The 14710-nt window shown below is 71.1% G+C and carries 11 protein-coding genes; 6 read left to right on the forward strand and 5 right to left on the reverse strand.

Going from position 1 to position 14710, the window contains the following annotated elements; all coding sequences use genetic code 11:
- Positions 1-1931: S8 family serine peptidase (locus ACFXOA_RS22975; protein WP_385031595.1), on the reverse strand; the 1931-nt coding region annotated here is incomplete at its 3' end.
- A 283-nt stretch (positions 1932-2214) separates the two neighbouring features.
- On the opposite strand from ACFXOA_RS22975, the gene ACFXOA_RS22980 reads away from it, so the two are divergent.
- The 3 genes from ACFXOA_RS22980 (at position 2215) to ACFXOA_RS22990 (ending at position 5823) form a co-directional block, all read left to right on the forward strand.
- Positions 2215-2655 carry a DUF6325 family protein gene (locus tag ACFXOA_RS22980; protein ID WP_385031598.1) on the forward strand — a complete coding sequence of 147 codons (441 nt, stop codon included), beginning with the start codon at positions 2215-2217 and terminating at the stop codon, positions 2653-2655.
- 27 nt (positions 2656-2682) lie between these two features.
- Positions 2683-2979: an SHOCT domain-containing protein gene (locus tag ACFXOA_RS22985; protein WP_385031601.1), complete on the forward strand. Its 297-nt coding sequence runs from the start codon at positions 2683-2685 to the stop codon at positions 2977-2979.
- Positions 2980-3399: 420 nt separating this feature from the next.
- Positions 3400-5823 carry a glycoside hydrolase family 9 protein gene (locus ACFXOA_RS22990; RefSeq protein WP_385031605.1) on the forward strand — a complete coding sequence of 808 codons (2424 nt, stop codon included), beginning with the start codon at positions 3400-3402 and terminating at the stop codon, positions 5821-5823.
- Between the two features lie 118 nt (positions 5824-5941).
- Here the strand turns inward: ACFXOA_RS22990 and ACFXOA_RS22995 are convergent, their stop codons facing one another.
- Entirely contained in the window at positions 5942-6484 is a 543-nt protein-coding gene (locus ACFXOA_RS22995; RefSeq protein WP_385031608.1) for a class I SAM-dependent DNA methyltransferase, read from the reverse strand.
- Positions 6485-6715: 231 nt separating this feature from the next.
- On the opposite strand from ACFXOA_RS22995, the gene ACFXOA_RS23000 reads away from it, so the two are divergent.
- From ACFXOA_RS23000 to ACFXOA_RS23010, 3 genes are all read left to right on the forward strand, one after another.
- A complete protein-coding gene (locus tag ACFXOA_RS23000) occupies positions 6716-7243 on the forward strand; it encodes a DUF6584 family protein (protein WP_385031611.1) in 528 nt (175 codons plus the stop codon).
- A gap of 115 nt (positions 7244-7358) precedes the next feature.
- Complete coding sequence (locus ACFXOA_RS23005) at positions 7359-8117, forward strand: IclR family transcriptional regulator (RefSeq protein ID WP_385031614.1); 759 nt, start codon at positions 7359-7361, stop codon at positions 8115-8117.
- 134 nt (positions 8118-8251) lie between these two features.
- The gene (locus ACFXOA_RS23010) at positions 8252-9430 is read left to right on the forward strand and encodes a 4-hydroxybenzoate 3-monooxygenase (protein WP_385031617.1); all 1179 of its coding nucleotides are present in this window, start codon (positions 8252-8254) and stop codon (positions 9428-9430) included.
- A 152-nt stretch (positions 9431-9582) separates the two neighbouring features.
- Here ACFXOA_RS23010 and ACFXOA_RS23015 read toward each other — a convergent pair whose 3' ends face one another.
- From ACFXOA_RS23015 to ACFXOA_RS23025, 3 genes are all read right to left on the reverse strand, one after another.
- Complete coding sequence (locus ACFXOA_RS23015; RefSeq protein ID WP_385031620.1) at positions 9583-11940, reverse strand: arylsulfatase; 2358 nt, start codon at positions 11938-11940, stop codon at positions 9583-9585.
- A gap of 168 nt (positions 11941-12108) precedes the next feature.
- Entirely contained in the window at positions 12109-13053 is a 945-nt protein-coding gene (locus ACFXOA_RS23020; protein WP_385031623.1) for an HAD family hydrolase, read from the reverse strand.
- 65 nt (positions 13054-13118) lie between these two features.
- A complete protein-coding gene (locus ACFXOA_RS23025; protein WP_385031625.1) occupies positions 13119-14636 on the reverse strand; it encodes a cryptochrome/photolyase family protein in 1518 nt (505 codons plus the stop codon).
- Between the last annotated feature and the right edge of the window lie 74 nt (positions 14637-14710).

Consider the following 14710-nt stretch of genomic DNA (forward strand, 5'->3'; position numbering starts at 1 on the left):
CAGAGCACGGGGGCGGCGGGCTTGACGGCGAGGCTGTAGGTGCCTTCGGCGACGGTGGCGAAGGTGTACTTGCCCTTGGCGCTGGTGGTGGCGGCTCCCAGCGGGGTGCCGTTCAGCTCGACCGTCGCGCCGGCGAGCGGCTTGCCGGTGACGTCCAGGACGGTGCCGGTGACCTTGTGGGAGGGCACCGGGGCCAGGGCGATGTCCTGGGTGCGGGTCTGCTGCTCGGCGAGGGTGACGTCCTCGGCCGAGCCGGCCGCGTAGCCGTAGCCGGTGAAGGCGAAGGTGTAGGTGCCGGCGGGCAGCGGCAGGCGGTAGGTGCCGTCGGTCGTGGTGGTGACGGTGCGCACGGTGCCGGCGGTGTCGGTGGCCTGGACGGTGATGTTGTTCAGGGCCTTGCCGGTCGCCTTGTCGGTGACGGTGCCGGTCACGGTCGCCGCGGTGTGCGGGGCCTTGTCGACGGAGGCGAGGATGTCGAGCTTGCCCTCACCCCAGACGTTGTTCATCCCGGCGGTGCCGCCGCAGTGGGTGTCGTCGACGTCACGCGCGCCCTCGTTGAGGAGCTTGCGGGTCTCCTCGATGTTGCCGATCAGCGAGGGGGCAGCCGACCAGAGGAGCGCGACCGCGCCCGCGACGTGCGGGGTGGCCATCGAGGTGCCGCTGATGGTGTTGTAGGACGAGCCGGGCCAGGCGGACGGGACCAGGACACCGGGGGCGGAGATGTTCGGCTTGGCGCCGCCGTCGATCGGCGAGGGGCCGAAGCCGGAGAAGTCGGCGATCTTGCCCGCGGCGTCGTAGGCACCGACACCGTAGGAGGCGACCTGCGAGCCCGGCGGGTGGGTCGTCGAGCAGGTCACGCCGTCACCGTCGTTGCCGGCCGCGAACGCCTCGAAGATCCCGGCGGAGTTCCACGCCTCGACGATGTCCTTGTAGAAGGTGTTGTCGTCGCCGCCCCAGGAGTTGTTCACGATGTTCGGCGCCAGGTCCGGGCGCGGGTTCTGCCCGTTGTGGTCGGTGGGTGCGAGGATCCACTGGCCGGCCGAGAGCAGGGCGGTGTCGTCGCACTGGTCGGTGCCGCAGCCCTTGGCCGCTATCCACTTCGCGTTCGGCGCGACACCGATCCCGCTCTTCCCGACCATGGTGCCCATGGTGTGGGTGCCGTGACCGTTGTTGTCACAGGGGGCGGTGGTGGTGCACACCCCGGTCGGGTCGTAGAAGTTGTAGTCGTGCGAGAAGGTGCCGTCACCGTTGTTGCCGCGGTAGTTCGCGACGAGGTCCGGGTGGTCGTACTGCACACCGGAGTCGACGTTGGCGATGACGATGCCCTCGCCGCGGTCCTCGTACTGGTCCCAGACCTGGTCGGCCTTGATGTCGGAGACACCCCAGGCCGGGGCGTCGGTGCCGTCCGCGGACGAGTCCGTGCCCGCGCCCAGGGCGGCGGCGCGCGATGTGGTGACCTTCTTGTCGGACGTCTCGATGTCGTCGAGCTTGAAGGTCCGCTCCTTGACGATCGAGGCCACGTCCGAGCGCTTGGCCAGCTCGTCGACGAGGGCCTGACCGCCGGTGACCTTGACCGTGTTGGCGATCCAGTAGTCCTGGTGGCCGACCTTCTTCTTGTCCAGGAAGGTCTTCAGGGACTTCTGGCTCTTGTCGGCCTTGGCGCGCAGCTCCTTGTAGGCGGCGTTCGCCTTCTTGGCGTGGGTCTTCTGCTTCTTGGCCTCGGACAGGTTCGCCTTGTCCTTCAGGACGACGAAGAAGGACGCCTCGCCGCCCTTGTCCACGGCGTTCAGCAGGGTGGAATCGATCTTCGGTGACGGGGCGCTGTCAGCGGCGGCCACAGCGGGCATGGCGCCGGTCAGCAGAACGGCCGAGGTCAGCGCGGCCGTCGCCCACGCCGCAGATCTGCGCCGGGGGGATCGGGGCAGGTGCATCAGGGTGCTCCTCCAGGAACGGTACGGGAGAGCACGAACGCTACGGAGAGGGCGTTACTGAGCCATTACCGGCCACCAGCAGGAGCGGAATTCGGCTCGCCGGGGACGGCGATTCCCGGGCAATTCCATTGATCGCCCCGGCGTTTCCGGGACGAGTCAGGCATCGGCGGGGACCGCCGGAAGACCGACAGGTCGGCGGGTCGGACACACCCAGGACACGCCCGTAAGGCAACCTGTGATGCGGTTTGTCCATTTTCTGATGCTTCACGGAAGGCGGCCGCTCGTGCCCAGCACCCTGAATGCCGACACCGTAGGCCCGGTGGATGTCTCCGTGGTTGCCTTCGAGGGCAACCACTTCAACGGGGAGATCGTCCCGGCGCTCCGAGAACTCCAGCAGAAGGGGACGGTGCGGATCCTCGACCTGGCGTTCGTCTCCAAGGCGGAGGACGGCGCCGTCACCGTCGTCGAGATCACCGACGAGGAGGTCGCGGAGACCCTGCAGCAGGTGACGGACGAGCAGTTCGACCTGCTGAGCGACGAGGACCTGAAGTCGGTGTCCGAGTCCCTCACCCCCCGCTCCTCGGCACTCGTCGTGGCCTGGGAGAACACCTGGGCCCGCCGGCTCGCGGCAGCGGTGCGGGACTCCGAGGGCGAGGTGGTGATGCTCGAACGCATCCCCCGGGAGACCGTCATCGAAGCCATCGCCGCCCTCGACGGCAACTGACCCACCAGACGAAGGAGACGGGCAATCATGATTCAGCGCTTCGGACGGCCTGGCCTGCTGGGCACCATCGCCCGCACCGCGGTGATCTCGGGAACCGCGACCGCGGTCTCCAACCGGGTGCAGCGGCACGACATGCAGCGCCAGATGGAGACCGAGCAGCAGTACGCCGCGCCCCCGCCGGCACCCGCGCCGCCGCAGGCAGCCGCACCGGCGGCCGGTACCGACCGGGTCGCGCAGCTCACCCAGCTCGCCGAGCTGAAGGCGCAAGGGGTGCTCAGCGAGGAGGAGTTCGCCACCGAGAAGGCCCGCATCCTCAACTCCTGAGACGGAGGCCCGGCGCCCGGCGGTCCGTGCCGCCACCCCCGGGCCACCCGGCCCGGACCGCTCCTGACGCGCTCCGGCCGTGGCGCCCCACCTCGTGAAACGCCACTCGCCCTACGCGACCCGTTGACAGGGCGGGCCCGCGCTGGCTTCATGAGCACGTCCGTGGAAGCGCTCCCACGCCCGTCGCGCCGGACGTCGCTGCGGGCTGCCGACGCTTCCGCGCGGGCCGGTGTCACCCCGCACCGGCCCCGCCGCACGGCACCCGCACGAGCCGCACACCCGCACCGTTCAGCACCCGCACGAGCCGCACTTCCGCACGAGCCGCACCACCGCCCCGCCGGTCCGGTCCGTCAGGTCATCCGCCGGTCCGGCACGACCCATGGGCTCCACCCGCCGCCCGCCGCACCGAAGGACGATCCGTTGCGACTGCCCACCCTTCCCCGCGCGTTCCGCAGATCCATATCCCGCCACTCCCCGCCGGTCACCACCGCCCGCTCCCGCTTGGGGGTCACCCTCGCCGGCGTGGCCGCGCTGCTGGGCGCCGGACTCACCCCCCTGGCCGTCTCCCCCGCCCAGGCCGCCCCGGCGTTCGCCTACGGCGAGGCCCTGCAGAAGTCGCTCTTCTTCTACGAGGCGCAGCGCTCGGGCAAGCTGCCCGAGGACAACCGTGTCTCCTGGCGCGGTGACTCCGGCATGGACGACGGCAAGGACGTGGGGCTCGATCTGACCGGCGGCTGGTACGACGCCGGCGACCATGTGAAGTTCGGTCTGCCGATGGCCTACAGCGCCACGGTCCTGGCCTGGGGCGGTATCGAGCAGAAGGCCGCCTACGCCGCGTCCGGTCAGCTGGCGCACCTGAAGGACAACCTGCGCTTCGTCAACGACTACTTCGTCAAGGCCCACCCCTCCGCCAACGTGCTCTACGGGCAGGTCGGCAACGGCGGCGACGACCACAAGTGGTGGGGCCCCGCCGAGGTGATGTCCATGGCCCGGCCCGCGTACAAGATCGACGCCTCCTGCCCCGGCACCGACCTCGCCGGGCAGACGGCCGCCGCGATGGCGTCCTCCTCGATGCTGTTCGCCGACGACGATCCGGCGTACGCGGCGAAACTGCTCAACCATGCGAAGCAGCTGTACTCCTTCGCCGACACCTACCGCGGCAAGTACAGCGACTGCATCACCGACGCCAAGTCGTACTACAACTCCTGGAGCGGCTACCAGGACGAGCTGGTGTGGGGCGCGATCTGGCTCTACAAGGCCACCGGTGACGCCTCCTACCTGGCCAAGGCCGAGACGTACTACGACGGGCTGTCGACCGAGCCGCAGACCTCCACCCGCTCCTACCGGTGGACGCTCTCCTGGGACGACACCTCGTACGGCTCGTACGTGATGCTGGCCAAACTCACCGGGAAGCAGCGGTACATCGACGACTCCAACCGCTGGCTCGACTGGTGGACGACCGGGGTGAACGGCGCCAAGGTGGCGTACTCGCCCGGCGGGCAGGCCGTGCTGGACTCCTGGGGATCGCTGCGTTACGCCGCCAACACCGCCTTCGCCGCGCTCTCCTACAGCGACTGGCTGACGGGCGACGCGACCCGCAAGGCCCGATACCACGACTTCGCGGTGCGCCAGATCAACTACGCCCTCGGGGACAACCCGCGCAAGGCCAGCTACGTCGTCGGCTTCGGCGCCACCCCGCCGACCAAGCCGCACCACCGGACCGCGCACGGTTCGTGGACCGACCAGATGACCAACCCCGTCGAGACCCGCCACGTCCTGTACGGCGCCCTCGTCGGCGGTCCGGGCGCGGCGGACGACTCCTACACCGACGACCGGCAGAACTACACCAACAACGAGGTCGCCACCGACTACAACGCCGCCTTCACCGGCGCCCTCGCCCGGCTGTACGCGGAATACGGCGGCGCCCCGCTCGCCTCGTTCCCCAAGGCCGAGACACCGGACGGTCCGGAGGTGCTGGCCCAGGCGTCGGTGAACGCGACCGGGCCAGGCTTCACCGAGATCAAGGCGTACCTGGTCAACAAGTCGGCCTGGCCGGCCCGGCCGCTGAAGAACGCCTCGCTGCGCTACTACTTCACTCTGGAGCCGGGGGTCTCCCCCGCCGGCATCACGGTGACCACCAACTACAACCAGTGCGGCACCGCCTCCGGGGCGAAGCAGTACGAGGGCGATGTCTACTACGTCAGCGTGGACTGCTCCAACACCGTGATCGCCCCGTCCGGACAGTCGGCGTACCGCAAGGAGGTGCAGTTCCGGATCACCTCCCCGGGCGCGTGGGACCCGTCGAACGACTGGTCCTACGCGGGCCTTCCGACGACTCCGGGCTCCACCCCGGTGGACGCGCCGAAGCTGGTGCTCCTGAACGGAACGTCACAGCAATGGGGTGAGCTGCCGGACGGCGACCCGGTTGAGCCCTCCCCGACCCCGACACCGACACCGACACCCACCCCGACACCCACGCCCACGCCGACCCCGACCCCGACGCCCACGCCGACCGAGACGCCGTCCGCCGGTGCCGCCTGCTCGGTGACCTACAAGGTGGGCTCGTCCTGGGGCAGCGGTTTCACCGCCGACGTGACCGTCAGGAACACCGGCAGCACGCCCGTGGACGGCTGGCGCCTGAACTGGACCTTCGGCGGTGCCGAGAAGGTGACCAGCGCCTGGAACGCCACCGCCACCCAGGCCGGAGCGGTGGTGACCGCCACCAACGCAGGCCACAACGGGAAGGTGGCGCCGGGCGGTTCGGCCTCGTTCGGCTTCCAGGGGACGGGGACACCGGGATCCGCGCCCACCGGATTCGCCCTGAACGGGGTCAGCTGCTCCTGAACCACGGACACAGAGCGGGGCGCTGGCCGTGTCGTCGCGGCCTCCGCCCCGCGCGGTCCCACGGCACGCGGTCACAGAGCACGCGGTCCCACGGCACGCGGTCCCACGGCACGCGGTCTCAGGGCATGCGGTGCACCGAGACCGCGTAGTCCCCGCCCGTGAAGGGGCTCCGCTCCCAGGTCGCGTACCGTGCCTCCGGGAGGAGGCCGGCCGCCCGGCAGTGCTCTTCGTAGGCGTCGAGGGTGTAGCCACGGTCCAGCGAGAACCCGGCGACGAGGTGCCCGCCCGGGCGGACATGACGCGCCACGCCGGCCACCAGATCCGCTTCGGTTCCGGGCGGGGTGAACAGGGGGACGTTCCCGGCCATCACCACCACGTCGAAGGTCTCCCCCAGGTCCAGCCGCACGAGATCGCACCGGTGCCACGGGATCTGCGGCGCGAGACGCCGGGCGGTGGCGAGCATCGAGTCGTCGACGTCCACCCCGGTCACGGCGATCCCGTGCCGTGCCAGCTCGACGGCCACCCGTCCGGTCCCGCATCCCGCGTCGAGGACCGTCGCGGGTCCGAGGGAGCGGACGAGGTCCGCTTCCCCGTGCACGTCCCCTCCCTCGCCCGCGATCCGGTCGAACCGCCGCTGGTACTCCTCACCGTTCCACTTCATGGGGCCACGGTGCCACAGGCGGCTGACGGACAACCCGAGGGTCTCCGCCGGCCCGACCGTTCACCCGGTGCACCGGGACCGCGCCGCACTCCACTCGCTCGCGGCGACGGGCACTACAGGGGGCCGGGCCCGTCCTGGTCCGGCCTCGTCGCGGCCGACGCCGCCGGGAGCGGGCAAGTGCCGGTCGAAAACCAGGTCGACGCGGATCAGTGCGTACCCGATCATGTGCCCATGCCCCTGAGAGAGACCCTTGCCCGAGTCGATGCAGACCTGGCCGCCGGCCGGGTTCCCGTCGCACGCCAGCGTCTGCGCGGTCTCGTCTCCTCCTTCCCGTACGACCTGGCGCTCCGCCGGCGTCTGGCCGAGGTGTACCGGCTCCACGGCGAGGCCGCCGAGGCCGGACGCTGGATGTTCCTCGACGAGAGCCGCGACGCCGACGAGACCGCCGCCTTCGAGGCGCGGTACGGGTCTCCTGCTCGTCGGATGAACGCCCTCGCCTGGCACGGCCCCGAGGCGAGGGCTGCCACCGCCTTCGCGCAGGGGCAGCTGGTCGCCCTGCGGACCGCCTGCGCCGAGGAGCTGGGGCACCCCGTCGACTGGGGCGACCCCGCCTCCTACCGGGACGGCTCGGAGGAGAAGTACGAGATGCCCTCCGGGCCGTGGACGGTGGGCGGTGTTACGGCGGGCGTCGGCTGCCTGGTGGGTGCCGCCGCGTTCCTCGCGATCTGGGTGAACGGAGTCGTTGCCCTCTTCCGCTGACCCGGGTCGCCCGGACGGTGGGGAGCACCGCCCGCACTTCGCCGGGACCGTCCGGCCGGGACGTGTTCCACTTTCACCCGTACACGACGCGGGCAGCTGAAGCGGAGGACGTCCCATGGCCAACTCACCCTCCGGCGAGACCCTCACCGAGCGGATCGTGCGCGTCCTGGAGACGTTCGGCACGGACCGCACCGTGCAGTCGGCGGCGGAGATCGGGCGGCGGGCGCGGCTGCCGTCGTCCACCGCGCACCGGATGGTGGCCGACCTGGTGGAGTGCGGGCTGCTGGAGCGGGACGAGGAGCAGCGGGTGCGGCTGGGCCTGCGGTTGTGGGAGCTGGCCCTGCGGGGCTCGCACGCGCTCCGTCTGCGGCAGGCGGCGCTGCCGTTCATGGAGCGCGTGCAGGCCAGGGTCCGTGAACACACCCAGCTCGCGGTGGTGGAGAACGGCGAGACGCTCTTCGTGGAGCGCCTGTCGCATCCGAAGGCGGGTGCGAACATCACCCGGGTCGCCGGGCGCCTGCCCCTGCACGCCTCGTCGGCCGGGCTCGTACTGCTGGCCCACGGCACCGAGGAGCTCAGGGAGCGTGTGCTCGCCGGGCCTCTGGAAGCCGTGTCGCCCGAGACCGTGACCGACCCCGCACGGTTGCGGCGGGACCTGGCCCGCGTCCTGCGCGACGGCTTCGTCGTGTCGCCCGGCTCGGTCGAGGCGGTCTCCACGGGCGTGGCCGTGCCGGTGCGGGACCGGCCGGCCGGCCGGGTGATCGCCGCCCTGTCCGTCGTGCTGCCCCGCGACATCCTGCCCGGTCAGGCGATCGGGGAACTCCGCGCCGCCGCGTCCGGTATCTCCGCCGCCTACGCCGCGGGGCGGCCGTAGCGACGGCGGACAGCGCGGGCGGCACCCGAGCGGATTCCCGTTCAACGGGAAGAGGTCTCGTCGGGTGGGCTGTCACGGCGCCAGACTCCGTGGCGTTCCCGCTTCTTGCGTCCAGCTCCGCCAGAGGAGACGTCATGCCCGCACGCACCCGCGTCGCCGTCGTCGGCGCAGGCCCCGCCGGTCTGCTGCTGTCCCACCTGCTCGACCGGTACGGCATCGAATCGGTCGTGGTCGACTCCCGTTCCCGTGAAGAGATCGAGACGACGATCCGGGCGGGCATCCTCGAACAGGGGACGGTGGAGATCCTCGACGGGACGGGTGCGTCGCGGCGGGTTCTCGCCGACGGCCACAGGCACGAGGGGATCGAACTCCGCTTCGCCGGGGAGGGACACCGCATCGACTTCGCCGGGACCGTGGGCCGGGCGGTGTGGCTGTACCCGCAGCACGAGGTGCTGAAGGACCTGATCGCCGCACGGCTCGCCGCCGGTCAGGATCTCCGCTTCGGGGTGACGGCCACGCGCGTGGAGGACGCCGGCACCGACCGCCCCCGGGTGGTCGGCAAGGACGCCGAGGGCAACGCGGTCGAGATCGACGCGGACGTGGTGGTCGGCGCCGACGGCTCTCGCGGTGTCGTCCGTGAGGCGGTGACGGGGGCGCACGGCGGCTTCTTCAGGGAGTACCCGTTCGCCTGGTTCGGCATCCTCTGCGAGGCCCCGCCCAGCTCGCAGGAGCTGATCTACAGCAACTCCCCCGACGGGTTCGCCCTGATCAGCCAACGGAGCCCCGAGATCCAGCGCATGTACTTCCAGTGCGCCCCGGACACCGACCCGGAGGCGGCGACGGACGAGCAGCTGTGGGAGACCCTCCAGGCCCGGGTGCCCGGTACCACCCTCCGCGAGGGCCGCATCTTCCAGCGGGACGTACTGCGCTTCCGCAGTTTCGTCGCACGTGAGATGCGGCGGGGCCGGGTCGTCCTGGTCGGCGACGCCGCGCACACCGTTCCGCCGACGGGCGCGAAGGGCATGAACCTGGCGGTCGCCGATGTGGTGCTGCTCGCCGAGGCTCTGCGGGCGCTGCTGCTCGACCGGGACGAGCGGCTGTTCGACGCCTTCCCGGAGACCGCCCGGCAGCGGATCTGGCAGGCCCAGCACTTCTCCTGGTGGATGACGAGCATGCTGCACCTCGAACCCGGTGCGAGCGACTTCGACCGGATGCGACGGCTCGGCGAACTGCGTTCGGTCGTCGGGTCGCCCGCCGGCCGCGCGTACCTCGCCGAGGGCTACACCGGCCTCCCTCTGCCCCCGCTCGGTTGAACCGCCCGCACCCCCTGGCGCGGGTGCCGGCCCACCGGCGCCGGACGGGCCGCCGCGTGGGCGGGCACGCCCGTCGCCGGGCCGCGTCGTGCGGCCCGTCGCCGGTCACCGGCCCTGAGCGCCGTGTCAGGCACCCGCATCGGACACCGGTGTCACTCGCGGGCCATCATCGCCATGGCCTCACGCTCCAGGTCGATGTACGGCTCGCCGCTGACGTCGACGGCGACGCGCCGCAGGGTGGCTCCGCCGAAGGCCCAGGGCGAGGTGCCGGGGTAGTCGTCGGTGACGGGTTCACCGCCGTCCCGGCCGACGTTGAGGCCCTCACCGGCCAGGGTGAACTTGCCGGGCTGGGTCCTGATGCGCCCCTCGCCGACCTTCTCCTCCCCGTGGTAGAGGCTGAGGATGCCGGTGGCGACACCGGGGGACTCCTCGCCGTCCTTCTCGAAGGAGGCGGCGAGCACCAGCCGGCCGTCGGCAGGCAGGTCCGTGCCGGAGCTCACCGACTGCCGTTCGCTGCCGAGGAAGTTGTAGACGTAGTGGAGCCGGTTGTCGCGTACGTAGAGCGCGTGCCCGCCGAACCGGCCGCCGTGTGCGAAGAGCACTCCCGACGCCTCGGTGCCCTCGAAGTCGACCAGTGCGCCGATCGAGTAGGAGCGGTTGCGGATGTTGACCGCGACGGACTCCGGCACCTCGGAGGCGCCGGGCCGGTAGACGTACCGGTTGCGGGCCGGGGTGAGCTGCGGACGGAACGTCGACAGGATCTCCATGGGTGAGCGGTCGTCGAGCGGGAAGGCCTGGTTGGCGCCCGCCTCGTGGTACCAGAGGGCGATCAGTTCGTTGAGCTTCTGCGGCTCCTGCTCGGCCAGGTCGTGCATCTCGGCCCGGTCCGCCTCGGCGTGGTAGAGCTCCCAGGTGTCCTGGGCGAAGTTGCTCCAGCCGCTCACCGCCGGGTGGGTGGTGACGGCCTTCCAGCCCTGGTGCCAGATGCCGCGGGTGCCGAGCATGGAGTAGAACTGCGTGCTCTTGGCCGTGGGGATGTTCGCGGCGTCGAAGCTGTAGCGCATGCTGACGCCCTGGAGGGGGATCTGGGTACGGCCCTTGACCGTGTCCGGGAGTTCGAGGCCGAGGCAGTCGAGGACGGTGGGCACGATGTCGACGGCGTGGTGGTACTGGTCGCGGACCTCGCCGCGCGCCTTGACGCCCGCGGGCCAGGAGACGACGCAGGGGTCGCAGGTGCCGCCGTTGAAGGAGTAGCGCTTCCACATCTTGAACGGGGTGTTGAAGGCCATGGCCCAGCCGTTCGGGTAGTGGCCGTAGGTGTTGATGCCGCCGAGCTCGTCGATCATGGCCAGGTTCTCCTGGAGGTCGTCCGCGACCCCGTTGAAGAACTTGTTCTCGTTGACCGATCCGTTGGGTCCGCCCTCACCGCTGGCCCCGTTGTCGGAGACCACCACGATGATGGTGTTGTCCAGCTGCTCGATCTCCTCCAGGTAGTCCAGGAGGCGTCCGATCTGCTCGTCGCAGTGGGAGAGGAAACCCGCGTAGGTCTCCGCCATCCGCGCGAACAGCCGGCGCTCGTCCGCGTTCAGCTGGTCCCAGGGACGCGTGTAGTCCACGTCGGGGAACTGCTCGCCGTCCGGTCCGGTCCTCGTGTCGGGTGTGCCGATCGGGTTGACGGGCGGGAGCTGGGTGTCCTTCGGGACCAGGCCCAGTTCCTTCTGCCGGGCCAGGGTCTGTTCGCGCATCGCCTCGTAACCGGCGTCGAACCTGCCCCGGTAGCGTTCGATCCACTCCTTGGGCGCCTGGTGCGGGGCGTGGGCGCAGCCGGGCGCGTAGTAGAGGAAGACGGGCCGTTCGGGGGCGATGGCCTTGACGTCGTCGATGTACCTGATGGCCTTGTCGGTGATGTCGACGCTGAAGTGGTAGCCCTCCTCGGGGGTGGCGGGAGGCTGGACCGGGTGGTTGTCGTGGACGAGGTCCGGGTACCACTGGTTGGTCTCGGCGCCGAGGAAGCCGTAGAACCGCTCGAAGCCGCGGCCGGTCGGCCAGTTGCGCTTGGTGGAGGCGAGGTTCATCTCGTCCTCGGGGCACAGGTGCCACTTGCCGACGAGAGAGGTGCTCCAGCCCTTGTCGACGAGGAGTTCGGCGAGGGTGGCGCACTCCTGGGGGATGTGCCCGTTGCTGTTGGGGAACCCGATGGCCGCCTCACTGATGCAGGCCATGCCGTTGGTGGTGTGGTTGCGGCCGGTGAGCAGCGCCGACCGGGTCGGGGAGCACAGCGCGGTGGTGTGCCACTGGCTGTAGCGCAGGCCCTTCGCCGCGATGCGGTCGATGTTCGGTGTCTCGATCGGGCCGCCGTAGCAGCTCATGGCGCCGAAGCCGACGTCGTCGAGGACGATGTACACCACGTTGGGCGACCCTTCGGGCGCCTTCGGCTGCTGAAAGGGGGACCAGTCCGGGACGGAGTCCCGGACGTCGAGGTTCACCACACCTCGGAACGCGTCAGCCATGCGTATCGCCTTCCATGTCGAGCGCACGGCTCGTACGTGCGCCGCTGCCGACGGACCAGCCCAGCGTCCCCGGACCGCGGGAGGACGGCAGACCGTGGAGGCCGAACGGGCCAACGGCGTACTCCGTCCGGTGGCCCGGTGTCCGCGCCGGGCACGCGGGCGGGGCGGTCAGGTGGATCCCGCGTCGTCGGCGAAGAGGCGCGACCAGTCGTCGCGGACGCTGACGGTCAGCCAGCCGCGCCCCGGTGCCTCCTCCAGGGCCCGCTCCGCTCCGGTGGTGTAGGCGGGATCGTTGCGTCCTTCGTCGTCGTGGAGGATCAGGACGCCCAGTCCCGGCCGCTCCGCCGTGGCGTGGTCGAGCATCTCGATGTCACCGTTGCTGTTGCCGAAGGCCAGCACGGGCCGTCTGCCCAGCCGGCTCCAGATGCGGACGGGTTTCGCCGGGCCGTCGTCGAGGTACGGGGCTCCCTCGCCGTAGACCACGGTGCGCCGGCTGCCGGACCAGACCGTGTCGGCGGTCGACCCGATGATCTGGTCGGGGCGTACGCCGTACATCGACCGGCTGATGACCCTCATGAAGTCCCGCCCGCCTCCCGAGGCGATCACGGTGGTGAAGCCCTTGTCGCGCAGCAGCTCCAGGAGCTCGGTCATGGGCAGGTACGCGCACGCGGTGTACGGCCTGCGGAGCCCGGGGTGCTCCGCGGTGCGGAAGAACTCCTCGACCAGTCCGGCGAGCTCGCCGGTGCTCAGCCCCCGCTGGGCCGCGACTACCGCCTCGGCGAGCTCCGGGATCCTCGCGTCGTCCCCCGCGTAGTGCGCGGCGATCACCGAGCCGACCCATCGGGGGTCGTCCGCGACCGCGGAGGCGTACGGTTCCCTCCCGGCCAGGGAGGCGTCGGCGGCCACCATCTCCTTCCACCGCCGGAGGAGGAAGTGGAGCTGCACCGGCATGGGTTTCTCCGGCCAGAGCGTGCCGTCGTTGTCGAAGACGGCGATCCGGTCCTCGGGGGCGAGGAAGTCCTCCCCGGGGGTCGTCACCCCGTCGACGAAACGCAGGAGCGAGGAGCGGACCTCTCCGTCGTTCCAGGACGGCAGCGGATCAGAATCGTTCATAAGGGGCAAATTAACAGCCCTGCGGCTGCCTCGATCCGTGGACCGCAGCCCCGGGCCGGCACACCTCAGGCCTCGCCGTCACGGTCGCGTTCCTGCGCCAGCAGTGCGTCGAGGTCGGTGAGCCTGTCCAGTCCGCGTACGGCCCTGGTCATCCGGGCGTTGTGCTCGAAACGGTCACGATGGCGGTGCAGCAGGGCCCAGTAGCCGGCGGTGAACGGGCAGGCGTCCTCTCCCACGCGTACAAACGGCTTGTACCGGCAGGGGCCGCACAGGTCGCTCATCCGGTCGATGTAGGCGCCGCCCGAGGTGTAGGGCTTGGTGGTCATGCGCCCGCCGTCCGCGTACTGGGACATGCCGACCACGTTGGGGACCATCACCCAGTCGTACCCGTCGACGAAGCTGCGGTGGAACCAGTCGGTGACGGCCCGTGGCTCCCAGCCTCGCTGGAGGGCGAAGCTGCCGAGGACCATCAGCCGGGGGATGTGGTGGGTCCAGCCGGTCGCCCTGACCTGTTCCAGCACCTGGGAGAGGCAGTTGGCGTCGGTGCCGTCCGGCGACAGCCCGGTGAACCAGCCGGGCAGCGGTGCGTGGTGGCGCAGGGCGTTGCCGTCGCGGTAGCGGTCGCCGAAGTACCAGTAGACGTGCCAGACGAACTCGCGCCATCCGGCGACCTGGCGTACGAAGCCCTCGGCGCTGTTGAGCGGGGCGTCGCCCGACCGCCACCGGGCCTCGGCCCGTTCGACGCACTCGGCCGGGTCCAGGAGGCCGAGATTGAGCGACGAGGAGAGCAGGCTGTGGCTCATCGTCGGGTCGCCGGCGAGCATCGCGTCCTCGTGGGGGCCGAAGGTGGCGAGCCGGTGCTCCATGAAGCGGCGGAGGGCGGCGAGCGCCTCGCGACGGGTGGCGGGGAAGCGGCGGGGCGCGTCCTCACCGACGAACTCGACCTCCCCGTCCCGCTCCCACCGGTCGAGGTCCGCTCTGACCTCGGCGTCGATGTCGCTCTCCCGGGGGCGGTAGGGAGCCGGCACGCCGAGTTCCGAGTCACCGCGCGGTGGCGGTCGACGGTTGTCGTGGTCCAGGTTCCACTGCCCGCCCACGGGCCGGTCGCCCTCCATCAGCAGGTCGTGCCCGCGCCGGACCCACCGGTAGAAGTCCTCCTGCCTCAGGTGCTTCGTCCCCCGGGTGTCCGCCCACTCTCGGAACTCCTCGTGCGTCACGAGGAAGCCGCCCGCGGGCAGGACGCGCACCGAGGGCAGCGCGCTCACGAAGGCGTACGCGGCGTGCGAGGTGGGGTGGCGTACGGTCACCGGGCCGTCCCCCACCGCCTCGCGCAGTCCCTCGCGGTAGGTGCCGGCCTTCACGTACCGCACCCGGTCGCCGAGCTCGGCGGCGCGGTGGCGCATCGCGGACAGCACGAGGTGGGCCTTGGCCCGGTGGAACCGCCGTCGCCGCAGGACGCTCCGGGCCTCGATCATCAGCAGTGGGGCGTCCCGGTGGGGGCCGCCCCTCGCGGGGTCCAGGAAGTGGGGGCCCAGCTGGTCGCCGAACAGCCAGTGGGGGGTGCCGGACTCTTCCTCTGCCATGGCGGGTGCTCCCTCGACGGTCCGTCGCCGGGTGACGCGGGTGCCGCGGCCCGTACCCCGGCGATCCAAGCGCA

The organism is Streptomyces sp. NPDC059166, from assembly GCF_042755185.1.
Lineage (GTDB): Bacteria > Actinomycetota > Actinomycetes > Streptomycetales > Streptomycetaceae > Streptomyces.

What these genes read in the sequence shown, in the direction of transcription:
- ACFXOA_RS23025 (WP_385031625.1), bottom strand. Translation starts at nt 14,636, where the DNA reads ATGGCAGAGGAAGAGTCCGGCACCCCCCACTGGCTGTTCGGCGACCAG.
- ACFXOA_RS23000 (WP_385031611.1), top strand. Translation starts at nt 6,716, where the DNA reads ATGCCCCTGAGAGAGACCCTTGCCCGAGTCGATGCAGACCTGGCCGCC.
- ACFXOA_RS23010 (WP_385031617.1), top strand. Translation starts at nt 8,252, where the DNA reads ATGCCCGCACGCACCCGCGTCGCCGTCGTCGGCGCAGGCCCCGCCGGT.
- ACFXOA_RS23015 (WP_385031620.1), bottom strand. Translation starts at nt 11,940, where the DNA reads ATGGCTGACGCGTTCCGAGGTGTGGTGAACCTCGACGTCCGGGACTCC.
- ACFXOA_RS22995 (WP_385031608.1), bottom strand. Translation starts at nt 6,484, where the DNA reads ATGAAGTGGAACGGTGAGGAGTACCAGCGGCGGTTCGACCGGATCGCG.
- ACFXOA_RS23020 (WP_385031623.1), bottom strand. Translation starts at nt 13,053, where the DNA reads ATGAACGATTCTGATCCGCTGCCGTCCTGGAACGACGGAGAGGTCCGC.
- ACFXOA_RS23005 (WP_385031614.1), top strand. Translation starts at nt 7,359, where the DNA reads ATGGCCAACTCACCCTCCGGCGAGACCCTCACCGAGCGGATCGTGCGC.
- ACFXOA_RS22985 (WP_385031601.1), top strand. Translation starts at nt 2,683, where the DNA reads ATGATTCAGCGCTTCGGACGGCCTGGCCTGCTGGGCACCATCGCCCGC.